The organism is Salipiger sp. (assembly GCF_048261495.1).
In the GTDB taxonomy this organism is placed as follows: domain Bacteria; phylum Pseudomonadota; class Alphaproteobacteria; order Rhodobacterales; family Rhodobacteraceae; genus Salipiger.
Genome location: NZ_JBLXFX010000002.1, coordinates 589281 through 611943 on the forward strand (window position 1 = coordinate 589281; position 22663 = coordinate 611943).

A 22663-nucleotide genomic window follows, 5' to 3' on the forward strand; every position below is an offset into this window, starting at 1 on the left:
GCAGGACAAGGGACGGAACGTATGGAAGGTTTCACGGTCGTTGACGGCGTCGTAGCACTGGTGATCGTGCTCTCGGCGCTTCTGGCCTATTCACGCGGCCTCGTGCGCGAGGCGCTGGCCATCATCGGCTGGATCGTCGCCGCAATCCTCGCCTTTCTCTTCGCACCGCAGGTTCAGCCGCTGGTCAAGGAGATCCCGGTGATCGGCGACTTCCTGTCCGACAGCTGCGAACTGTCGATCATCGCCGCCTTTGCCGCGGTCTTTGCGCTGGCGCTGGTGGTGGTGTCGTTCTTCACCCCGGTGTTTTCCAGCCTCGTGCAACGCTCGGCGCTCGGCGGGCTGGACCAGGGGCTCGGCTTCCTGTTCGGCGTCGCGCGCGGGGTGCTGCTCGTGGCGATCGCCTTCTTCGTCTACACCACCATCATCACGGCGCAGGACATTCCGGCGATCGACAACTCGCGCTCGGCCGCGGTGTTCTCGCGGTTCACCGACCGCATCGAAGAGCAGAACCCCGAAGCGGCGCTCGGCTGGATCACCACCCAGTACGAGCAGCTCGTCGGCGTCTGCGAAGCGCCCGGCCCCAACGACGCCTGAGCCGCCGCAAGGCCGCAGGCCCCCCGACCCAAGCCCGCCCGGCCCCGCGCCCGGCGGGCTTTTTCCTGCGCCGGGCGGGCAACCGGCCGGGGCGATCCGCGCGCGCCGCGAAGATCGCAAAGCGTTTCGCGAACCGTCACGAACCTGTCATGCTGCGGGTCTAGGGCACGCCTTGAAGCAACCTGTCTTCGAAGGAATCTCAACATGACAGCCAAGACCGCACTTGCTGCGCTCCTCGCCAGCTCCTGCCTGACCTCCGCCGCGCTGGCGCAGGAGATCAAGCGTGTCGCCACCGTTCCCGTCGGCGCGGAAATCACCGGGATGTTCCTGCACGGCGACGATCTGTTCTTCAACGTCCAGCATCCGGCCGACGACATCGGCACCGCCTTTGCCAAGGCCACCGTCGGCGTCGTGTCCGGCGCCCGTTTCGACGGCGACGAGGCCGCGCTGCCCGAGGGTGACGCGCGGAACGTGGTCGCGACCGCGCTCGGCGACTACCAGATCCTCGTCCAGGAGGGCGATTTCGACCGGATCGGCGTGATCGAGGGCAAGGGCGGCGTCATCAAGACGTCGAACGATCCCGATTTCAACGGCTTCATCGCCACCGGCGAGAACGAGGGCTACCTGTTCTCGAACTGGGAGGACCGCCCCGGCGGCATGTCCCGCGTCAAGCTGACCCGCGGCACCGACGGTGCCTATTCGATGGACGAGAGCGACGCGACGATGGTCGATTTCTCGGCCGTCATGGGCACCTGGGTGAACTGCTTCGGCACCGTGTCGCCCTGGAACACGCCGCTGACCTCGGAAGAGCTCTACTTCGACGACACCTCGGCCTGGAACGATCCCGGCTTCGAGGAGCATGACGACCAGGAGGCGCTGGCCTCCTATCTCGGCACCTTCCCGAACCCCTACCGCTACGGCTACATCGTCGAGATCACCGACCCCGCGACCAACGCGACCCCGGTCAAGCGCGTCGCCATGGGCCGGTTCAGCCACGAGAACTCGGTCGTGATGCCGGACGAACGGACCGTGTACCTGTCCGACGACGGCACCGACGTGGTGTTCTTCAAGTTCGTCGCGGACACCGCGGGCGACCTGTCCTCCGGCACGCTCTTTGCCGCCAGAATGACGCAGGACGGCGCCCCCGGCTCGGACAGCGCCACCACCGGCTTCGACGTCGAGTGGATCGAGCTGGCCCATGCCTCGCAGGCGGATGTCGAGGGCTGGATCGCGGAATACGACGGCATCGGCACCGACGCCTTCAAGGACGGCGAAACCAGCTACATTTCGGATGCCGAGGTTGCCGCCTGGGCCGAAGGCGCCGCCGTGGATGACCGCGTGGCGTTCCTCGAAAGCCGCAAGGCCGCCGCCGCCAGGGGTGCCACCGCCGAATTCCGCAAGATGGAAGGCGTGAACATCAATCTCGAGGCCGCGAAGGCCGGCACCGTGCCCTTCGCCTACATGGCGATGTCCGAGGTCGCCAAGGGCATGTCCGACGACGCGGGCGACATCCAGGTGACCGAGAACAAGTGCGGCGTGGTCTACCAGCTCTCGCTCGATGCCGGCTACGACGTGACGCGGATGACCCCGGTCGTCGCGGGCGGCCCCTACGACAAGAACGACGAGGCCAACGCCTGCGCGGTCGACGCGATCTCGAGCCCGGACAACATCGTCGTGCGCAACGACGGCTCCGTGCTGATCGGCGAGGACACCGGCTACCACGAGAACAACGCGATGTGGCTCTGGACGCCCGCCGCCATGTGATCCGGTCGCGACGACCGATCCGGGGGGCCGTGGCGACGCGGCCCCTCCTGTCTTTTCCGCCGCAGCCCCTGCCCGTCCGCCGGGCGCGCTGCGCCCCGATACATCCGAACCGATGGTGCCCCGAATGATCCGCCCCGCCCTTGCCCTGCTGCTGAGCTCTGCCGCAACCGCCGCCCTTGCCGCCGAAGACCTGACGACCATGGACACGGCGGGCTACATGGCCACGCGCCCCTCCTCGCTGGACATGACCCTTGCCGGGCGCCGCTACAACGCCGAGGCCCCGGTGCCGCCCCAGTGCTACACCCGCATCGAGGGACACTTTAATCCCTGCTACGTCTGCCACCAGTCCAACACCGACGGTGCCCGCCCGAACTTCATGCAGGACGGCGATCTGCAGGAGGCCTACAATTTCTCCGAGGCTGGCATGACCAACCATTGGGTCAACCTCTTCGTCGACCGCTCTGCCGAGGTCGCCGGGATTTCCGATGCCGAGATCCTCGACTGGATCAACACAGAGAACTACTCGGACCTGCCCGCGCGCCTGGAGCGGCAGGATTTCGGGGGCTGGATTCCCGACCTCGACGGCTATCACACCGGAGCGGCGGCCTTCGACGGTACGGGCTTTGCCCGCGACGGGTCGGGCTGGGTGGCCTTCAACTACAAGCCGCAGCCCTCGACCTTCTGGCCCACCAACGGCTCGACCGACGACGTGCTGATCCGCCTGCCCGCCGCCTTCCGCACGACCGCGGAGGGAGTGGAGAGCCGCGATGTCTACATGGCCAACCTCGCGCTGCTGGAAATCGCCTTTCAGGACTTCGAGCAGGTCGATCTGCCGCCGGTGAACGAGGTGGCGGTGGGCACCGATCTGGACGGCGACGGCCACCTCGGACGCACGACGCTGATCCTGCGCCGGGACAGCTACCTCGGGGCCGCCTCGGACCGGCCGCTGCAGCGCATGATGTATCCCGCCGGCACCGAGTTCCTGCATTCCGTGCGCTATGTCGGGGTCGAGGACGGCGCCATCACCACGCCGCCGCGCATGAAGGAACTGCGCTACATGGTGAAGTCCACCGACCTCACCATCCCGCAGCTGCGCTCGCGCTACGGCAACGAGTTGCAGGAAAAGCTGGACGAGAACCTGCCGCGCTATGTCTCGCTCGGGGATCGCGGCATGGACAACGGTTTCGGCTGGACCCTCCAGGCCTTCATCGAGGATGCCGACGGCGCCCTGCGCCCGCAGACCCGCGAGGAGACGTTCTTCTGCCGGGGCTGCCACACCACGGTGGGCGGCAACATCGACCAGACCTGGGCCTTTCCGCGCAAGGTCCGCGGCGCGGCGGGCTGGGGCTACATCGACCTGCACGGGATGCCCGACGCGCCGAACCGGGGCGGGACCGGGGGCGAGATCGCGCTCTACCTCGCGCGCGCCGGGGGCGGCGACGAATTCCGCTCGAACATGGAGATGATCGAGAACTGGTTCGCCGACGGCAAGGCCGATGCCGCACGCATGGCCGACAAGGATGTCGCGACGCTGATCTCGCCCACGCCGGAGCGGGCGCTGATGCTGGACAAGGCCTATCGCGTGCTGGTGGCAGAACAGAGCTTTCTCTTCGGGCGCGATGCGACGGTGACGCCGCCTGTCAACGTCCATGCGGAGATAGACGAGGCGACCGCCCCGACCCTGTTGCCGGAATACCGCTTCGCGCATGACATCCGGCTGGACTGGGACGCGGTGCTCGACTGAGCCGCGGGGCGGCGCGGGGCGGCGCCTGCGCCCGGTCCGGCGCCGCCCCGCGACGCCCGGCGATCCTGTGGCGGCCGCCGGATACCCGAGGAACGCAGCGTAACGGCGCAGTTGCGCCCGTTCCGGGGCACCAGGGCCCGGCCGCAAGCATCGCCAGGGCTGCCAGGCAGGCGGGTGCCGGGGTTCACGTCCGCGCGATGCAACGGCCCCTCCCCTTGCGGTGCCGCACTGCGGCGACCAAATACGATGCTTTCGTGACATCCCCCCGCCGTGCCAGTATGAGGGGGCCAATCCTGCACCCCCCCGGATTCGGAGCTGCCTTTGTCCGAGCGCCAGATGCCCCCCGCCCACCCCTTCGACTACGATGCGGTCGACGGAGACGAACTGCATGAAGAATGCGGGATATTCGGTGTCATCGGCCTGACCGATGCCGCGAATTTCGTCGCCCTCGGACTGCACGCCCTGCAACACCGCGGACAGGAGGCTGGAGGGATCGTCTCCTTCTCTCCCGAATACGGCTTCAACTCCGCCCGCCGCTTCGGCTACGTGCGCGACAATTTCACCAAGCAATCGCTGATGGAAACCCTGCCCGGCCCGCTTGCCATCGGGCATGTGCGCTATTCCACCGCCGGGTCGAAAGGCGCGGCGATCCGCGACGTCCAGCCCTTCTTCGGCGAATTCGCCAAGGGTCAGGCGGCGATCGCGCATAACGGCAACATCACCAACGCCATCGCCCTGCGCCGCGAACTGATCGAGCGCGGCTCGATCTTTCAGAGTTCCAGCGACAGCGAATGCATCATCCACCTGATGGCCCGCTCGCTGCAGCGCGACATCCCGAGCCGCATGGAAGATGCCCTGCGCCGGGTCGAGGGCGCCTTTTCCATCGTCGCCATGACCCGCACCAAGCTCATCGGCGTGCGCGACCCGCTGGGCGTGCGCCCGCTGGTGCTCGGCAAGGTCGGCGACGGCTGGGCGCTGTCCTCGGAGACCTGCGCGCTCGACATCATCGGTGCCGAGTTCGTGCGCGAGATCGAGCCGGGCGAGATGGTCGTCATCACCGAGAAGGGCGTCGAAAGCCAGCGCCCCTTCCGCGCCCGCAAATCGCGGTTCTGCATCTTCGAGCACGTCTATTTCTCGCGCCCCGATTCGATCATCGGCGGCCGGTCGGTCTATGAGACCCGCCGCCAGATCGGCGTGGAACTGGCCCGCGAGGCGCCGGTGGACGCGGACCTCGTCTGTCCGGTGCCCGACAGCGGCACCCCCGCCGCCATCGGCTTTGCCCACGAATCGGGCATCCCCTACGGCATGGGCATCATCCGCAACCAGTACATGGGCCGGACCTTCATCGAACCGACCGAGCAGATCCGCAACATGGGCGTGCGGCTCAAACTCAACGTGAACCGCGCGCTGATCCGCGGCAAGCGGGTGATCCTCGTCGACGATTCGGTGGTGCGCGGCACCACCTCGCGCAAGATCAAGGAGATGATCCTGGATGCCGGCGCCGCCGAGGTGCACTTCCGCATCGCCTCCCCGCCGACGGCCTGGCCCTGCTTCTACGGCGTCGACACGCCCCAGCGCGAAAAGCTGCTGGCCGCGACCATGTCCGAGGACGAGATGCGCGAGCATCTGGGCGTCGATTCGCTGAAGTTCATCTCGCTCGACGGTCTCTACCGCGCGGCGGGCGAAGCGGCGGGCCGCGATTCGAACGCGCCGCAGTATTGCGACGCCTGTTTCTCCGGCGAATACCCGGTCGAACCGGCGGACATGATCGAACAGGGCTTCAAGCTCAAGACCGCCGCCGAGTGAGCGGCAAGGCGCCCCGTGCCACCGGCGCGGGGCCAACCTCCTGACCTCCCCGCACTTTCCGACCCTCCGCCGCGCAGGCTGCGGCATGCCGCCACGCCGGGCCCTGCGCGGGCTTACGCCGGTCGCGCGCACCCTGTGCGCAAGGCTTCGCCGCGACACGCGGGCGTGATCGTCCCGCGGCTTTCGCCGCGGCGCCGCCCCCTGTACTCCCGCTCGACTTGACGGAAACAGCACGGGATCAGACAGACATGGCGCAGGAACAGACTCCGGCCAACGTGGCGCAGACGGCCACGCAGGAAGCGAAACTCCCCCGGCGCGGGGTGATCCTGCTCGGCACCTTCGGCAGCAACGGCACGGGCGGCGCGCTGCTGCGCCTGTCGGACGGGCGTACGGCGCGCGTCACCGTGGGCGACAGCGTAGGCTCGGCGCGGGTGGTCGCCATCGACGAAGAGCGTCTCGCCCTGTCGCAAAACGGACGGGCACAGTGGATCTCGGTGCCGCAGGTGCGTTGACAAGCCCGCGCCGGCAGGCCAATCCAGCGCCATGACCGAACAGATCGCCCTCATCACCGGCGCCTCGCGCGGCCTCGGCTTTGCCCTCGCCGCCGCCCTCGCGCCGCGCTTCCACATCGTTGCCGTCGCCCGGACCACCGGCGCGCTCGAGGAACTCGACGACATCATCCAGGCGAAGGGCGGCAGCGCGACGCTGGCGCCGATGGACATCACCAAGGCCGACGCCATGGCGCAGCTCTGCCGCTCGGTCTGGGACCGCTGGGGCGGCCTCGCGCTCTGGGCGCATACGGCGATCCACGCCGCGCCCCTGACCCCCGCCAGCCATCTCGACGCGAAGGACTGGCAGAAGTCGGTCAGCACCAATCTCGACGCGATGGGGCATCTCGTGCCCTACGTGGCCCCCCTGCTGGGCGAGACCGGACAGGCGCTGTTCTTCGAGGACGACCACGCCGGCGAGAAATTCTTCGGCCATTACGGCACGACGAAATCCGCCCAGATCGCGCTGGCGCGCAGCTGGGCGGCGGAAACCGTGAACACCGGGCCGCGCGTGCACATCCTCGCGCCGAAACCGATGCACACCGCCACCCGCGGCCGGTTCCACCCCGGCGAGGACAAGACCAGGCTCGCCCGTCCCGCCGACGAGGCCGCCCGCCTCCTCGCGAGCCTCGACCTCGGCTGACGCCCCCGGGCAGCGGCCCCCGCTCTCCGGCCGCCTCCCGATCCCCGACGGCCGCCGCCGTCCGCACCGCGCCTTGCCCGGCGCGGCGGGGTGGGCGGGCGGGAGCCGTGCCGGGCAAGGCGCCCCGCCGCTTGCTACCTGCGCCCTTGTTCCCTATTGAGAGTCAAACGCTTCAACCCGGTTCCCCATGCGCATTCTCATCACGAACGACGACGGCATCAACGCACCCGGCCTGAAGGTCCTGCACGCCATCGCGACCGAGATCGCGGGCCCCGAAGGCGAGGTCTGGACCGTCGCCCCCGCTTTCGAGCAATCCGGCGTGGCGCATTGCATCAGCTACACCCACCCGATGATGATCGCCGAGATGGGCCCCCGCACCTTTGCCGCCGAAGGCAGCCCGGCCGATTGCGTCCTCGCGGGGCTTCACGACGTCCTTACGGGCTCGCCGCCCGACCTCGTGCTCTCCGGCGTCAACCGGGGCAACAACTCGGGTGAGAACGCGCTGTATTCCGGAACCCTCGGCGGCGCGATGGAGGCCTCGCTCCAGGGGCTGCCCGCGATCGCCCTGTCGCAGTATCTCGGCCCCCGGACCCGCGATCTCGACGATCCGTTCGAAGCCGCCGCCACCCACGGCGCGGAGACCGTCCGCCGCATCCTCGCGGCGACACCGGCGGTCAGCACCGACTACGGGCTGTTCTGGAACGTGAACTTTCCGCCCGTGCCCGCCGATGCGGTGCTGGGGCTGCGGCTCGCCGCGCAGGGCAAGCGGCGCAACACCAGCTTTTCCACCGAACCGCATCTGTCGCCCTCCGGGCGGCGCTTTCTCTGGATCCGGGGCGGCGACCAGCGCGCCCCGGCGACGCCGGGCACCGACGTTGCCGACAACCTCGAAGGCTATATCTCGGCCACCCCGATGCGCGCCGACCTGACCGCCCATGACGTGCTGCCGGACCTGAAAGACGCCTTCGCATGAGCTTCGATGCCGAAGCCAAGATGCAGTTCCTCTTCGCCCTGCGCTCCCGAGGCGTGACCGACACGCCGGTGCTGAACGCGATGGAGCGCATCGACCGCGGTGTCTTCGTCAAGGGCTACTTCACCGACCGCGCCTACGAGGACATGCCCCTGCCGATCCCCTGCGGGCAGACCATCTCGCAGCCCTCGGTGGTCGGCCTGATGACCCAGGCACTGAAGGTCACCAACCGCGACAAGGTGCTCGAGGTCGGCACCGGCTCGGGCTACCAGGCGGCGATTCTGGCGCTGCTGGCGCGGCGGGTCTACACGGTCGACCGCCACCGCCGCCTCGTGGCCGAGGCCCGCGAGGTGTTCGAGCGCCTCGATCTGTCCAATATCACCGCCTTCACCGCCGACGGCAGCTTCGGTCTGCCCGATCAGGCGCCGTTCGACCGGATTCTGGTCACCGCCGCCGCAGAAGACCCGCCCGGGCCGCTCTTGGCCCAGCTCCGGATTGGCGGTATCATGGTGCTGCCGGTTGGTCAGTCCGATACGGTCCAGCGCCTCATCCGCGTCACACGGCACGAGGAGGGGTTCGACTATGACGAGCTGCGCCCCGTGCGTTTCGTTCCCCTGGTGGAAGGGCTGGCCAAGGACAGCTAGCCCCCGCCGTTCAACAGCCATGACGTCCCGGCCACAAGGGGCGCATACGAGGACATCGAGATGGACATCACACATCGCGGCCCCGCCCTGCCCCTCGCCATGATGCTGGCGCTCGCGGCCTGTTCCGAACCGCTGGATTTCGACCTGCGCGGCCGCATGGGCGGGTCGGTCGACACCAGCCAGGCCGCACTGGCCGCGGTGGCGGACCGCCCGAAGCCCGATGACCGGGGCATCATCTCCTATCCCAACTATCAGGTGGCGGTGGCCAGGCGCGGCGACACGCTGGCGACCCTCGCCGGGCGGGTCGGCCTGCCCGCGGGCGAGGTGGCCCGCTACAACGGCATCCAGACCGACGACGGCCTGCGCGCGGGCGAGATCATCGCCCTGCCCCGCCGCGTCTCGGAACCCTCTCCGGCGACCGGCGCCGCGGCCACCGGGCCGATCCGGCCCGCCGCCTCGGTCGACATCACGACGCTGGCCTCAGGTGCCATCGACCGCGCCCCGGCCACCCCGGCCACCCGCACCACGACGGGTACGACCGCGCCCGCCGCCCAGACCGGGGTCGAACCCGTCCGTCACAAGGTGGCGCGCGGCGAAACCGCCTACACCATCGCGCGGCTCTACAACGTCAGCCCGCGGTCGCTGGCCGACTGGAACAGCCTCGACAAGGATTTCACCCTGCGCGAAGGCCAGTTCCTGCTGATCCCCGTGGTCGAAACCGCGCCGGCGAATGCCGTGGCGGTAACCACCGCGCCCGGCACCGGATCACCCACGCCGCAGCCGCCCTCGGCCTCGGCCCCGCTGCCCAAGGACGAGCCTTCGCCCGCCGCGATGGCCGCCGCCGCGACGGAACAGAAGAAGGAGCCCGTGGCCGATATCGGGCAATCGCAACCCGCGAAGAGCTCTGCCGCGATGGCGATGCCGGTGGGCGGCAGCATCATCCGGGAATATTCCAAGGGCAAGAACGACGGGATCGACATCTCTGCCGCGGCGGGCACCGCCGTCAAGGCAGCGGCCGGCGGCACCGTCGCCGCGATCACCGAGAATACCGACGGCGTGCAGATCGTGGTGATCCGCCACCCGGACGACCTGCTGTCGATCTACACCCACGTCGACGGGCTGAAGGTCAAGAAGGGCGACGCGGTCAGCCGCGGTCAGACCATCGGCGGCGTGCGCGCAGGAAGCCCGAGCTTCCTGCATTTCGAAGTCCGCAAGGGCTTCGACAGCGTCGATCCGATGAAATACCTCCAGTAACGGCGCACCCGGATTTTCGCCGGACCTTCGGGGCCCCCGCCGCAACGCGCGGGGGTCAGAGCGCGACGCCCTTGCGCCCCGCCAGATCCGTGAAGAACTGCCAGGCGACACGGCCCGACCGCGCGCCGCGCGTCGCCTGCCATTCGATCGCCCCGGCGCGCAGTTCCTCGGCATCGACGACAACGCCGTAGGCCTCGCAATAGCCCCGGATCATGTCGAGATATTCGTCCTGCGAACAGGGATGGAAGCCCAGCCACAGCCCGAAGCGGTCCGAGAGCGAGACCTTTTCCTCCACCGCTTCCGACGGGTTGATCGCCGAGGATCGTTCGTTCTCGATCATGTCGCGCGGCATCAGGTGGCGCCGGTTCGAGGTGGCATAGAACAGCACGTTCTCGGGCCGCCCCTCGATACCGCCGTCCAGCACCGCCTTCAGGCTCTTGTAATGCTCGTCGTCATGGGAAAACGACAGGTCGTCGCAGAACAGCACGAACCGGCTTCGGGAGCCGCGCAGCACGTTCAGCAGCCGCGACACCGAGGGCAGATCCTCGCGCTGGAGTTCCACCAGCTTGAGATCCGCGCCGAAGGCGCGCACCTCGGCGTGCACCGCCTTGACGATGCTGGATTTCCCCATGCCCCGCGCGCCCCAGAGCAGGGCGTTGTTCGCCGGCAGGCCTCGCGCGAACTGCTCGGTGTTGCGCAGCAGCGTATCGCGCGAACGGTCGATGCCGATCAGCAGCTTCAGCGCCACCCGCGACACGTCGGGCACCGGCTCCAGCCGGTCGGGGTCCACATGCCAGACAAAGGCATCCGCCTTGCCGAAATCCGGGGCCTCCTGCGGCGCCGGAGCCATGCGCTCCAGGGCCGCCGCGATACGCTTCAGCGCGGATTTGGTCACGGGGTCTTTCCTTCCGCCTCGTCGTCGTCTTCCTCGAACTCCTTCATCATCGGGTCGTTCGCGGTGTCGGGCTCGTCCTCGAACCACAGGCCCTGGGCGCGCAGTTCCTTCTCGCGCTTCTTCTCGACCATGCGGACGAGGAAGATCGAGATTTCGTAAAGCCCGTAGACCACGGCAAACAGGATCACCTGCGTGGTCACGTCCGGCGGCGTCACGACGGCGGCCAGCACCAGGATCGCGACCACGGCATACTTGCGCACGGAGCCGAGACCAGCGGCGGACACCAGCCCGGCCTTGCCCATCAGCGTCAGCAGCACCGGAAGCTGGAAGCAGAGCCCGAAGGCGATGATGAATTTCAGCGTGATGTCGAGGCTCTCGTTCACCTTGCCGAAGAAGGTGATGCGGATGCCGTCCGCCGTCTCGGGCACCACGGCGGTGTCGATCGGCAGATCCGTCGGCAGCGTGTCGGCCGCGCGGGACAACAGGTTGGCAAAGATCGAACTCACGTCCGCGAAGCCGAGGAAAAAGGCCATGGCCAGCGGCGTGACGACGAAATGCGCAAAGGAGGCGCCGAGCAGGAACATCACCGGAGAGGCGACGAGGAAGGGCAGGAAGGCCCCCTTCTCGGACTTGTAGAGCCCCGGCGCCACGAACCGCCAGAGCTGGTAGGAGATCACCGGGAAGGCCAGCGCGAAACCGAAGACCATCGAGATCCGGAACAGCGTGAACAGGTATTCCTGCGGCGAGGTATACTGCATCGTCGGCGACGGATCGCCCAGTTCGCGCAGCGTCGCCTCGATCGGGTGCAGCAGGAACTGCAGGATGGGCTCGGCCACGGTAAAGGCCAGCACCATGCCGATGATGAAGGCGATGGCCGAGCGGATCAGCCGGGTGCGCAGCTCCGCCAGATGTTCGATCAGGGGTGCGGAGCTGTCTTCGATCTCGTCGTCGGTGGCGCTCATGCCGGGTCGTCTTTCTTCAGCGCCGCTTCAAGCTCGGCGGCCTTGGCGGCGGCGGTCTCGGCGCGTTTCGCGGCGGCCTCGGCCTCGCGTTTCTGGCGGTCGGCGGCGGCGCGGGCGGCGCCGGCCTCGATCTTCTTCTTCTGCGCCTCGCGCTCGGGATCGACGGCGGCGGGATCCTCTTTCAGGCCCTCGGATTTCGACGGCGTCGGATCGGTCATCGTGCGCGCCGCGTCCCGGACCCCGTCCATCGCCGAACCGAGCGGGTTGGTCGCGGTCTTGAAGGTCTTGGCCACGTCGCGCACGCCGCTTTCATCCGCGGCGTCGTTCATCGCGCGGGAGAACTCGCGCGCCATGCCGCGGGCCTTGCCCATGAAGCGGCCCACGTTGCGGAACAGCACAGGAAGATCCTTCGGACCCACCACGATCAGCGCCACGACGCCGATCACCAGAAGCTCCGACCAGCCCAGATCGAACATGGCGGATCAGACCTTGGTCTTCTCGTCCTCGGGGGTGACGTCCTTGGCGGTCTCCGCCTTGTCGTCCTCGAGTTCCTTGCCGCCTTCGCTCACGCCCTTCTTGAACGCGGTGATGCCCTTGCCGACCTCGCCCATGAGGTTGGAAATCTTGCCGCGGCCGAACAGCACGAGCACGACGATGGCGATCAGCAGGATGCCGGGAAGGCCGATGTTGTTGAGCATTGTCTCTCTCCTCTGGCGCGGGCCTGCGCCGGGTTGCATTCGATCCCTGCTGTCTAAAGCCATTCGCTTCGCCGCAAAAGCGCCGAATGAGGCCACGGGCCGGTCCTGACCGGACATTTGCCGACCTTTTGTGACAACAGATTGTCAGGTGACAGGTTTCTGTCACAATGCGCCTCCGATCCCGGTCCCGGAGGTGGCGAATCGCATGAAACGGTCCGACAGGCTTTACGCGCTGATGCAGCGGCTGAAGGATGGCGGGCTGCACACCGCCGAGGCGCTGGCGCAGGATCTGGGGGTGTCGGTGCGCACGGTCTACCGCGACATGGAAACCCTCGCCGCCTCGGGCGTGCCGGTCGAGGGCGAGCGCGGGCGCGGCTACTCGGCGCGGGCGACCATCACGCTGCCGCCGCTGAACCTGACCGAAACCGAGCTGGAGGTGCTGCACCTCGGCCTTGCCGCCGTCGGCGCGGGAGGATCGGGAGAGCTGTCCGAGGCGGCGCGGGCGCTGTCGGCCAAGATCGACGCCGTCCTGCCCGAGGATGCCGGTGCCGCCCCCGGCAAGTTCGGCTTTGCCACCTATCCCTTCCAGGAAGCGGCCGAGGGGTTCCGCCACATGCCCGCCTTCCGCGCGGCGATCCGGGCGCGTCAGAAACTGCGGGTCTCGGTCCAGGGGCGCGAGGTGCCGCAGGACGTCCGGCCGCTGCATCTCGATTACTGGGGCCGGATCTGGACCTGCGTCGTGTGGAATGAAAGCACCGGCGGGTTCGAGACCTTCCGCATCGACCGCATCACCGGTCTGCGTCCGCTGCCGGGGCTTTTCGTCGACGAACCGGGCAAGCGGCTGGCGGATTTCCGGGCGGCCTCAGGCTGAGGGGGCGGGACGGGCAATCCGCCCTGCCCGCCCGCCACGCCGTGCCGGACCGGGCGCCGGTCAGCGCCGCAGCGAGGTGGTGATGCGGCCGGCGAGTTCGCCGATCGCACGGCCCGTGGCATCGGCGATGGCGGCGGGGCTGGTATCGGTCAGCGGCACCGAGATGGTGAAGCGTTCGATCCGCTCGCGCACGACCCTATCGTAGGAGGAGATGGCGAATTGCCCGGTCAGGTCCACCGTCCCCGAGGCCCGCGCCACCAATTGCGACACGCGCACCGTCACGGCAGCCTGGGCGTCCTCCTCCAGCGGCCAGGGCTCGGGCGAGACGGTGGCGCTGCTTGCCAGCCCGATGCGGTCGGCCAGCGACAGCGTCATCGCCCGTGCCGGATCGTCGGCCCAGAGCGCGCCCTTGATCTGGGTCAGCGCACCGCTCTCGTCCTCCAGCAGGATCTCGGAAGCCTCGGCGTAGGACGGCAGCGACACGTCCCGCACCTCCAGCGTGCGCACCGCGAGCCGCGCCGTGCCCTCGGCGACGGGCGGGTCGACGAGGTAGCGCTGTTCGGTCGAGCAGGCAGCAAGGGCAAGGCCGAGGGCGACGAGGGAAATCAGTCGTGTCATGGGCTCTATCGTCCGAATAGGAGGGAGTTGGGATTGCGTTCGATGGCGCGCGCCAGCTTGGTCAGCGCTTCGGCGGCGGCCTTCACTTCGCGCAGGGCGCTGACCGTCTCGCGGTTGAAGTCGGAGCGGTCGCCGTAGCTGTTCAGCACCACCTCGGCCTCGCCCACCATGCGCTGGATGCGCGCGGAAAGCTGCGGCAGGGTCGCCGCGGCCTCTTCGATGGCCGAGGCCGCGCTGCGGGCCGAGGCCAGCGTGGCATTGGTGTTGTCCACCACCCCGCCGGCGCGCAGTTCGGCCATGACCTCGCGCACTTCGTCGAGCGCGGCGGTCACGCTGGCGGGCAGCGCGCGGAACTCGGGCGTGTCGACCAGCCGGTCGAGCCCGTCGAGGAATTCCCGCGCGGAGGCGAGGAAATCCTCGACCTCGAGCGAGTTCGCCTTGTCGGTCAGCGCGCGCAGATCGTCGATAAGTTGCGGCAGCTCCGCCGTCGCCTCGTCGACGCTGGTGGCGACCGACGAAACCTCGGTCGCGGCGCTCTCGGCGGCGGTGAGGGCAGACACCAGCGTTTCCACCGCCTTCTGCTCCTGCAGTTGCCGCGCGATGGTCTGCAGTTCGGCCAGCGCCCCGCCCGCCGCGTCGATGGTGGCGGTCAGCCGCTCGGGCAGCAGCCGCGCGGCATCGGTATCGAGGATGGCGTCGGCATCGTTCAGCAGCGAACTGGCGTTGGCCACCAGTTCCTCGAGCGGCAGGGTATTGGCCTTGGCGGTCAGCGCGCGCAGCTCTTCCAGCAGCTCGGGCACGCCGTCCATGTAGCCGCTCACGTCACCCGCGACGGCGGTGACCTCGGTCGCCGCATCCTCGGCCGCCTTCAGCGCCGACACCAGCTGACCCGCCGCATCGGCGGTGCGCAGATCCTCGACCACGCCGCGCAGTTCCTGCACGGTCGAGGTCAGCTCGGCCGGGAGTTGCTGGACCGCGTCGGAGCCGATGACCCCGCGCGCATCGTTCAGCAGCCCGGTGAAGGCGGCGGGCGCATCGCGCAGCCCCTGGTCGGCGGCCAGCGATTCCACCGCCGCCATGGTGGCGATGGCCTGGTCGAGCAGTTCCTCGACCGGCAGGTTGTTGACCCGGTTCAGCAGCCCTTCGGCGGTCGCCGCCACGTCGGGAATGTCGGAATCGACCGACGGCAGCAGCGGCGCGTCGCGGTCGAAGATGCCCAGCGTCTCGGGGGCCGCATCGGGGAAGTCGACCAGTTCGACCACCAGCGAGCGGTTGAAGATGCTCTGCGTCGCCAGCCGCGCCCGCAGGCCGTTCTGCACCGCCTCGGCGAAAAAGGCGATGGTCTCGGCGGTGGGGGTGTCGGCTTCGAGCCCCAGCGACCGCGGGTCGATGGAGATCGTCGCCCGCAGCTTCACGAGCTGGCCGTCGGCGCCGTCCTCGATGAAGGCGCCGAGCGTGCTGACCTGGCCGACCCTCAGGCCCTGGTAGGTGACGGGAGAGCCAACCTCGAGCCCGCGCACGGACTCGTTGAACTCCACGGTCAGCTCGACCGCATTGTCGAGCGTGTCGGAAAACACGCTGTCGCGCGCGGCGGCCTCGTTGTCGAAGAGATCGAAGATATAGCCCTCCGAGACCGGGCGCCCGCCCGAGAACACCGTGTCGAAGGCCAGACCGCCCCGGATGAGCGCCGCGACCGAACCGACCGACAGGTTGAGACCGCCGGGACCGAAGTTCACGCTGAAGCCCGAGGTGTCCCAGAACCGCGTGGCGGTGGTGATGCGGCGGTCGTTCGGCGCCTCGATGAAGGCATCGACGATGACCCCCTCGCCGGAATCGAGGAACCGCGGCGTTTCGATCCGCCCGACCTCGATCCCCTGGTGGAAGATCGGCGCGCCCGCCGTCAGCATGGTGCCGTCATTGGCGCGCAGGATGATCCGCGTGCCCTTCATGCCCGGCCGCACCAGCGGGGTTTCGTTCAAACCCTCGAACTCGGAATGGTTCGCGCCCACCTCGGGCTCGAAGGCGGCTTCGATGTAGACGCCCGACAGCACCGTCGACAGGCCCGAGATGCCCGAGGTCGAGACTTCGGGACGCACGACCCAGAATTCCGCATCCTCCGGCAGGCTGTCCGACACCGTCCGGTCGATGCGCGCATCCACCAGGACCGAGGACAGGTCGTCGGTGAAGTTCACGTCCTCGACCGAGCCGATGACCACGTCGCGGTAGCGGATCGTCGTTTCGTCCGCGACCACGCCGGCGGCATTCTCGAAACGGATGTGGATGAGGCTGCCGCGCCCGGCCACGCTCTGCCAGGCGACGTAGAGCGTCACCCCGAGGGCACCGAGCGGCACCAGCCAGACCAGCGAGAGATTTCGCCAGGGCGAACGCCGTTTCCGGACGTTCATTTCCGCCGCTTGCGGGTCAGTCATTCAATGTCTTCCTCACTTGCGTCCCAGATCAGCCGGGAATCGAAGCTCTCGGCAGAGAGCATGGTGAAAGCGACCGACAAGGCAAAGCTCACGGCCGCAATTCCGGGATTGATCGATGCTGCGAAATCCAGTTGCACCAGCGAGGACAGGATTGCCACCACAAAAACGTCGATCATCGACCAGCGCCCGATGAATTCCACCACCTCGTAGAGTTGCTGGCGGCGGTGGGCCGACAGCCGCACCTTCCGCTCGACCGAAAGGCCGAGATAGGCGATCGCCAGGAACTTGCCGACCGGGATGCAGAGCGAGGCGACGAAGACGATGAGCGCGATCCCCCAGGAGCCGTGGTGGGTCAGATCGACCACCCCGCCGAGGATCGTGCTTTCGGTGGTCTTGCCCAGCAGCGTGGTGCGCAGCATCGGATAGAGATTGGCCGGAATGAAGAACACCAGCCCCGCGACCAGCCAGGCCCAGACCTTCTGCATCGAGGCGGCATCCCGGCTTTCCAGCCGCGCGCCGCAGCGCGTGCACAGAGCCACCTCCGGGTTGTGGACCTTGCCGCAATGGGTGCAACCGACCAGTCCCGCGCGCCGCGCGGTCAGGACGGTCGGCGAAGTTCCAGTGTGCGCCAAACGGTCACCCTGCTCATGAAGTTGTCTTTCAGCACGGTCACGATGACCAGCGCCACGAAGGCCCAGAACGCCGGGCCGATGGACAGGTGCGCCAGCCCGGCCACCTTGACCAGCGCCACCGCCACCCCGACGATGAAGACCTCGGCCATCGCCCATGGCCGCAGCGCCTCGGCCATGCGGAAGACCGGGGCGGCATGGCGCGCCGGTGCATGCCCGATCGCCATCGGTCCCAGCACGTAGATCAGCGACAGGAAGCGGATGCAGGGCAGGATCACGATCAGCCCCGCCATCGCGAGGGTGAGCGGCGCGGTCATGCCGCCGGAAAACGCCATGACCGTGTCCAGCAGGGAGGATTTCTGCACCCGCCCCGCCGCGTCGAGTTCGAGGAACGGAAAGAAGATCGCCGCGATCATCAGGATCAGCGCCGAGGCCGCCAGCATGATGATCTGCGTCATCGCGCTGTCGCGCGGCGCCTCGAGCACCTCTCCGCAGCGCACGCAGCGCGCGGTCTCGCCGGGGGCGACATCGCGTTCCCGGTGCAGCGCGTCGCAGGCCGGGCAGGCCAGAAGGCCGCCGGGGTCGATTCCGCCCGATGCGGGTGCCACCGGCACGGAGGTCGCATGTTCACTCGTCATGGGGAACATTCTAGGGCGCTGGCCGGTAAAGGGAAAGCGCCCGTTCGCGACGGCCGGTCCCGCGCCACCGCTCTGCCCGCTCCGGCAGCACCGGGGCGCGCAGGGTCCGGGCCGGGGTGACGGCGGCGCGCGCACCCCATGAATCGTGGTCGGCGCTTCGGGATCGAACGGCTGGCCCGGTCGAACAGCCTGCGGTCAGTGCGGGGTCGGGCTGCGACGACCTGCCCGACCGTGCATGGCAGCGAGCCCGTCACCGGGCCGCGCCCGGCGCGGTCGGCGTGCCGGTGTCAGCGGAAAACCCTGCGCAGCAGGCGTTCCAGCCGTCCGCCCGGACGGGGCAGGAAGGCGCAGGCAAGCACGTAGCGGAACGGGTCGATGACCATCATGGCGAATATCCCTCTGTCGCCCGCCCGGTGACGAGCCGTTCGTCCGGCACCTGCCCGGCCGGATCCGGCCACGGCACCCGCCGGTGTCGCCCGGACCCTAGCGGCCCCGCCTCACGGTTCTGTGACGTAACGGATTCGCCCGTATGACATCTGCCCGCCCCCGTGCCGGAGGGCAAAGGCACAGGCCCGTGCTTGACATCGTTGCATCTGCAACGGTATCCTCCGCATCGGTGCCGCCCCGCCGGGAACCGGCACCCGCGGAGGAGGCAGCAATGAACGAGACGACGCTTCCGCGCGGCATGGTCCGCGCGCCCGACCGGAGCGGCACGACCGAGGGCTACATGCCCGGCTTCGGCAACGACTTCGAAACCGAGGCGCTGCCCGATGCCCTGCCGCAGGGCATGAACTCGCCGCAGAAATGCAACTACGGCCTTTACGGCGAACAGCTCTCGGGGACCGCCTTCACCGCGCCGAGCCATCAGAACGAGCGGACCTGGTGCTACCGCATCCGCCCCTCGGTCAAGCATTCCACGCGCTACGAAAAGATCGACCTGCCCTATTGGAAGACCGCGCCCCATGTCGATCCCGACGTGATCTCGCTCGGGCAATACCGCTGGTCGCCCGTGCCCCATTCCGACGCCGAACTGACCTGGCTCACCGGCATGCGCACCATGACCACGGCGGGCGACGTCAACACCCAGACCGGCATGGCCAGCCACATCTACCTGGTCACGCAGTCGATGCAGGACGCCTATTTCTACTCCGCCGACAGCGAATTGCTGGTCGTGCCGCAGGAAGGCCGGCTGCGTTTCTGCACCGAACTCGGCATCATCGACCTTGCCCCGCAGGAGATCGCCATCCTGCCGCGCGGCCTCGTCTACCGGGTCGAACTGCTCGACGGTCCGGCGCGCGGCTTTGTCTGCGAGAATTACGGCCAGAAATTCGCCCTGCCCGGACGCGGCCCGATCGGCGCCAACTGCATGGCCAACCGGCGCGATTTCAAGACCCCCGTCGCCGCCTTCGAGGACCGCGAGACGCCCTCGACCCTCACCATCAAGTGGTGCGGCCAGTTCCACAGCTGCAGCATCGGCCACTCGCCGCTCGACGTGGTGGCCTGGCACGGCAACTACGCGCCGGTGAAATACGACCTCACCACCTATTGCCCGGTCGGCGCGGTGCTGTTCGATCACCCGGACCCGTCGATCTTTACCGTGCTCACCGCGCCGTCGGGGGTCGAGGGCACCGCCAACATCGACTTCGTGCTGTTCCGCGAGCGCTGGATGGTGGCCGAGAACACCTTCCGCCCGCCGTGGTATCACAAGAACGTCATGTCCGAGCTCATGGGCAACATCTACGGCCAGTACGACGCCAAGCCGCAGGGCTTCGTCCCCGGCGGCATGTCGCTGCACAACATGATGCTGCCGCACGGGCCGGACCGCACCGCCTTCGAGGGCGCCTCGAACGCGGACCTGGCGCCGCACAAGCTCGACAACACCATGTCCTTCATGTTCGAGACCCGCTTTCCCCAGCACCTCACCGCCTTCGCCGCCCGCGAAGCGCCGCTGCAGGACGACTACATCGACTGCTGGGACAGTCTCGAAAAGAAATTCGACGGCACCCCGGGGAAGAAGTGAGCATCGGCCGGGACGGTTCGCCGCCCCGCCCGTCCTTCCGGCGGACCCGCGCCCGCCTGCCCGACCAGATCACCAAAGGAGCGACCATGACCAAAGCCTTCGCCTCGCAGGGGGACCTCGCCGAAAAGACCATTTCCTTTACCGAGGTGGGCGAGGGTCTGTTTGCCTTCACCGCCGAGGGCGATCCCAACACCGGCGTCATCATCGGCGACGAAAGCGTGATGATCGTCGAGGCGCAGGCCACCCCGCGCCTCGCGCGCAAGGTGATCGACTGCGTGCGCTCCGTCACCGACAAGCCGATCTCGCACCTCGTCCTGACCCATTACCACGCGGTCCGGGTGCTGGGGGCCAGCGCCTACGGCGCACGCGAGATCATCATGTCCGACACCGCCGCCGCCATGGTCGCGGAGCGCGGTCAGGAGGATTGGGACAGCGAGTTCGGCCGCTTTCCCCGGTTGTTCCAGGGACATGAGGAAATCCCCGGACTGACTTGGCCCACAACGACTTTTTCCGAGTCGATGACCGTCTACCTCGGCAAGCGCCGGATCGAGATCCACACCCCCGGCCGCGCCCATACCGCCGGTGATGCGGTGATCTGGGTGCCCGATCAGGAGGTCATGTTCACCGGCGACATCGTCGAGGATCACTCGGCCTGCTACTGCGGCGACGGGCACTTCAACGACTGGCCTCAAACGCTTGACATGATTGCGTCTTTCGAACCCGTCGCCATCGCGCCCGGGCGCGGGGACGCGCTGGTCGGCACCGACCGGGTCGCCGCGGCCATCGCCGGCACCGAGGATTTCATCCGCTCCACCTACAAGCCGGTCGCCCGGGTCGTCGCCCGTGGCGGCACGCTGAGGGATGCCTGGGAGGCGGTGCGCGCGGAATGCGATCCCAAGTTCTCGGACTATGCGATCTACGAACACTGCCTGCCCTTCAACGTCGCCCGCGCCTTCGACGAGGCGCGCGGCATCGACACGCCGAGGGTCTGGACCGCCGAACGCGACCGCCAGATGTGGGACGCGCTTCAGGGCTGAGACAGCCTTCGGGGGGAGAGGAACAGATGACCATCGCGGACCGCTACCCGCTTGCCTACCGGGCCTATCCCTATGCCCGCGCCGCCGATCAGGACCGGACGGAGCCCGCGCGCCATCCCGTCGTGGTGGTGGGCGGCGGCCCGGTGGGCATGGCCTGCGCGCTCGACCTCGGGCTGCGCGGCACGCCGGTGCTGGTGCTCGACGATCACGAGGGCATCGCCACCGGCTCCCGCGCGATCTGCTTTTCCAAGCGCTCGCTCGAAATCGCCCACCGGCTCGGCTGCGCGCAGCCGATGACCGACAAGGGCGTCGTCTGGAACATCGGCAAGGTGTTCCACGGCGACCGCAAGGTCTACGAATTCAACCTTCTGCCCGAGGACGGACACCGCCACCCCGCCTTCATCAACCTCCAGCAGCCCTATTTCGAGAAATGCCTCGTCGACCGCATCCGCGAGGCGCAGGCCGGCGGCGCGCCGATCGAGATCCGCGGCCGCAACCGTGTCGAGGCCATCGACACGCAGGCCGACCATGCCCTGCTCGACGTGATGACCCCCGAGGGCCCCTACCGCATCGCCGCCGACTGGGTGGTCGCCTGCGACGGCGCGGGATCGCCCCTGCGCAAGATGCTCGGGATGAGCTTCGAGGGGCAGGTCTTCCGGGACAGCTTTCTCATTGCCGACGTGCGCATCCGCGACGTGGCGTTTCCGACCGAACGCTGGTTCTGGTTCGACCCGCCGTCGAAATCCGGCGCCTCGCAACTGCTGCACCGCCAGCCCGACGATACCTGGCGCATCGACTTCCAGATCGGCTGGGACGTGGACCGCGCCGAGGAGTTGAAGGAGGACAACGTGCGCCGCCGGGTGCGCGACATGCTGGGGGCCGATGTGGCCTTCGATCTGGTCTGGACCTCGATCTACACCTTCCAGTGCCGCCGCATGACCCGCTTCCACAAGGACCGGGTGCTCTTTGCCGGAGACAGCGCGCACCAGGTATCGCCCTTCGGCGCGCGCGGGGCGAATTCCGGGATTCAGGATACCGACAACCTCGCCTGGAAACTGCACCTCGTGCTGACCGGCAAGGCCCCGGCGACGCTGCTCGACAGCTACGAGGCCGAGCGCATCGAGGCGGCGGACGAGAACATCCTCAATTCCACCCGCGCGACCGATTTCATCTCGCCCAAGAGCGCGATGAGCCGGATCTTCCGCGACGCGGTGCTGGACCTTGCCGAGCATCACGATTTCGCCCGCCCGCTGGTCAATTCCGGCCGCCTCTCGGTGCCCTGCACGCATGACGCATCGCCCCTGAACACCCCCGACGCCCTGCCCGATGCCCCGGCCCGCGCCCGCCCCGGCAGCACCGCGCCGGATGCCGGGATCGCCGGGGGATTCCTGCTCGACCGGCTCGGCGGCGGGTTCCGCCTGCTCTGCATCGGCTGCGAGGGGCCGGACCCGGACGCGCTGCCGGGGGCGGAGCTGACGGCGCTGCGCCTGCCGCCCGACGGCGCCCTGGCCGAGCGCTATCTCGGGGCGGAACCCGCGGCGGTCTACCTCGTCCGCCCGGACCAGATCATCGCCGCCCGCTGGACCCCGGCGGCGGCCGATGCGGCGGCCGTGGCGGCCGCCCTATCCCGCGCCACCGGACAGGAGGGCATCGCATGAGCCGCCTCATCACCACGCGCAACCTCGCCCGCCCGGACGAGGTCTATGCCGCGCTGATCGCCGCGCATGACGGCAGGAGCGCCGAGGAAAGCGCCGCCTTCAACGCGCGCCTGATCCTCACCCTGGTCAACCACATCGGTGACGAGGACATCCTGCGCGAGGCGCTGCGCGTCGCCGGCCCTTAATCCGAGTTTTTCCATAAGGTATTGAAGCCCGCGCCGTTCCGTGGAATCATGGCGGC

The 22663-nt window shown here is 68.5% G+C and carries 22 protein-coding genes; 14 read left to right on the forward strand and 8 right to left on the reverse strand.

Annotation, left to right across the window (positions count from 1 at the left end):
• Positions 1-21 precede the first annotated feature (21 nt).
• The 9 genes from ACN0RJ_RS06360 to ACN0RJ_RS06400 all read left to right on the forward strand — a co-directional run bounded on the left by ACN0RJ_RS06360 (position 22) and on the right by ACN0RJ_RS06400 (position 9967).
• A complete protein-coding gene (locus tag ACN0RJ_RS06360) occupies positions 22-594 on the forward strand; it encodes a CvpA family protein (RefSeq protein WP_417721910.1) in 573 nt (190 codons plus the stop codon).
• Positions 595-798: 204 nt separating this feature from the next.
• On the forward strand, positions 799-2358 hold the full coding sequence (locus ACN0RJ_RS06365) for an alkaline phosphatase PhoX (RefSeq protein ID WP_417723731.1): 1560 nt from the start codon (positions 799-801) through the stop codon (positions 2356-2358).
• 124 nt (positions 2359-2482) lie between these two features.
• Positions 2483-4102 (forward strand): hypothetical protein, encoded by a 1620-nt coding sequence (locus ACN0RJ_RS06370; RefSeq protein ID WP_417723732.1) that lies wholly within the window; start codon positions 2483-2485, stop codon positions 4100-4102.
• Positions 4103-4438: 336 nt separating this feature from the next.
• Positions 4439-5908, forward strand: a complete 1470-nt coding sequence (gene purF, locus ACN0RJ_RS06375; protein ID WP_417721907.1) for an amidophosphoribosyltransferase — start codon at positions 4439-4441, stop codon at positions 5906-5908.
• A 248-nt stretch (positions 5909-6156) separates the two neighbouring features.
• Positions 6157-6420, forward strand: coding sequence for an amidophosphoribosyltransferase (locus ACN0RJ_RS06380; protein WP_417721906.1), 264 nt, complete (start codon positions 6157-6159; stop codon positions 6418-6420).
• A 31-nt stretch (positions 6421-6451) separates the two neighbouring features.
• Entirely contained in the window at positions 6452-7099 is a 648-nt protein-coding gene (locus ACN0RJ_RS06385) for an SDR family NAD(P)-dependent oxidoreductase (protein ID WP_417723733.1), read from the forward strand.
• A gap of 187 nt (positions 7100-7286) precedes the next feature.
• Positions 7287-8072 carry a 5'/3'-nucleotidase SurE gene (surE, locus tag ACN0RJ_RS06390; protein ID WP_417723734.1) on the forward strand — a complete coding sequence of 262 codons (786 nt, stop codon included), beginning with the start codon at positions 7287-7289 and terminating at the stop codon, positions 8070-8072.
• Positions 8069-8713, forward strand: coding sequence for a protein-L-isoaspartate(D-aspartate) O-methyltransferase (locus ACN0RJ_RS06395; RefSeq protein ID WP_417721903.1), 645 nt, complete (start codon positions 8069-8071; stop codon positions 8711-8713). Before surE ends, ACN0RJ_RS06395 begins: the two co-directional genes overlap by 4 nt.
• A 60-nt stretch (positions 8714-8773) precedes the next feature.
• Entirely contained in the window at positions 8774-9967 is a 1194-nt protein-coding gene (locus ACN0RJ_RS06400; protein WP_417721902.1) for a peptidoglycan DD-metalloendopeptidase family protein, read from the forward strand.
• Positions 9968-10022: 55 nt separating this feature from the next.
• On the opposite strand, the gene ACN0RJ_RS06405 is transcribed toward ACN0RJ_RS06400, so the two are convergent.
• The 4 genes from ACN0RJ_RS06405 to ACN0RJ_RS06420 are packed head-to-tail and all read right to left on the reverse strand — an operon-like array spanning position 10023 to position 12522.
• The gene (locus ACN0RJ_RS06405) at positions 10023-10817 is read right to left on the reverse strand and encodes an ATP-binding protein (protein WP_417723770.1); all 795 of its coding nucleotides are present in this window, start codon (positions 10815-10817) and stop codon (positions 10023-10025) included.
• A gap of 41 nt (positions 10818-10858) precedes the next feature.
• On the reverse strand, positions 10859-11824 hold the full coding sequence (gene tatC / locus ACN0RJ_RS06410) for a twin-arginine translocase subunit TatC (protein WP_417721901.1): 966 nt from the start codon (positions 11822-11824) through the stop codon (positions 10859-10861).
• Positions 11821-12300: a Sec-independent protein translocase protein TatB gene (gene tatB, locus ACN0RJ_RS06415; RefSeq protein WP_417721900.1), complete on the reverse strand. Its 480-nt coding sequence runs from the start codon at positions 12298-12300 to the stop codon at positions 11821-11823. The genes tatC and tatB overlap by 4 nt, the downstream gene beginning before the upstream one ends.
• Positions 12301-12306: 6 nt before the next feature.
• Entirely contained in the window at positions 12307-12522 is a 216-nt protein-coding gene (locus ACN0RJ_RS06420; protein WP_417721899.1) for a twin-arginine translocase TatA/TatE family subunit, read from the reverse strand.
• 205 nt (positions 12523-12727) lie between these two features.
• Here ACN0RJ_RS06420 and ACN0RJ_RS06425 point away from each other — a divergent pair, with 205 nt between their 5' ends.
• Complete coding sequence (locus ACN0RJ_RS06425) at positions 12728-13393, forward strand: helix-turn-helix transcriptional regulator (RefSeq protein WP_417721898.1); 666 nt, start codon at positions 12728-12730, stop codon at positions 13391-13393.
• 60 nt (positions 13394-13453) lie between these two features.
• Here ACN0RJ_RS06425 and ACN0RJ_RS06430 read toward each other — a convergent pair whose 3' ends face one another.
• From ACN0RJ_RS06430 to ACN0RJ_RS06445, 4 genes are read right to left on the reverse strand one after another with little or no spacing between them, the layout of a single operon-like run.
• The gene (locus ACN0RJ_RS06430; protein WP_417721897.1) at positions 13454-14011 is read right to left on the reverse strand and encodes a PqiC family protein; all 558 of its coding nucleotides are present in this window, start codon (positions 14009-14011) and stop codon (positions 13454-13456) included.
• Between the two features lie 5 nt (positions 14012-14016).
• Entirely contained in the window at positions 14017-16440 is a 2424-nt protein-coding gene (locus tag ACN0RJ_RS06435; protein ID WP_417723735.1) for an MlaD family protein, read from the reverse strand.
• Complete coding sequence (locus ACN0RJ_RS06440) at positions 16437-17072, reverse strand: paraquat-inducible protein A (RefSeq protein WP_417721895.1); 636 nt, start codon at positions 17070-17072, stop codon at positions 16437-16439. The genes ACN0RJ_RS06435 and ACN0RJ_RS06440 overlap by 4 nt, the downstream gene beginning before the upstream one ends.
• A complete protein-coding gene (locus ACN0RJ_RS06445; protein ID WP_417721894.1) occupies positions 17039-17707 on the reverse strand; it encodes a paraquat-inducible protein A in 669 nt (222 codons plus the stop codon). The genes ACN0RJ_RS06440 and ACN0RJ_RS06445 overlap by 34 nt, the downstream gene beginning before the upstream one ends.
• A gap of 658 nt (positions 17708-18365) precedes the next feature.
• Between ACN0RJ_RS06445 and hmgA the strand changes: the two genes are divergently transcribed.
• From hmgA to ACN0RJ_RS06465, 4 genes are all read left to right on the forward strand, one after another.
• Positions 18366-19727: a homogentisate 1,2-dioxygenase gene (gene hmgA, locus ACN0RJ_RS06450; protein WP_417723736.1), complete on the forward strand. Its 1362-nt coding sequence runs from the start codon at positions 18366-18368 to the stop codon at positions 19725-19727.
• An 86-nt stretch (positions 19728-19813) separates the two neighbouring features.
• The gene (locus tag ACN0RJ_RS06455; RefSeq protein WP_417723737.1) at positions 19814-20764 is read left to right on the forward strand and encodes an MBL fold metallo-hydrolase; all 951 of its coding nucleotides are present in this window, start codon (positions 19814-19816) and stop codon (positions 20762-20764) included.
• 26 nt (positions 20765-20790) lie between these two features.
• Positions 20791-22422, forward strand: a complete 1632-nt coding sequence (locus ACN0RJ_RS06460; protein WP_417723738.1) for an FAD-dependent oxidoreductase — start codon at positions 20791-20793, stop codon at positions 22420-22422.
• Positions 22419-22607 (forward strand): DUF2783 domain-containing protein, encoded by a 189-nt coding sequence (locus ACN0RJ_RS06465; RefSeq protein WP_417721890.1) that lies wholly within the window; start codon positions 22419-22421, stop codon positions 22605-22607. The genes ACN0RJ_RS06460 and ACN0RJ_RS06465 overlap by 4 nt, the downstream gene beginning before the upstream one ends.
• The last annotated feature ends 56 nt before the right edge of the window (positions 22608-22663 follow it).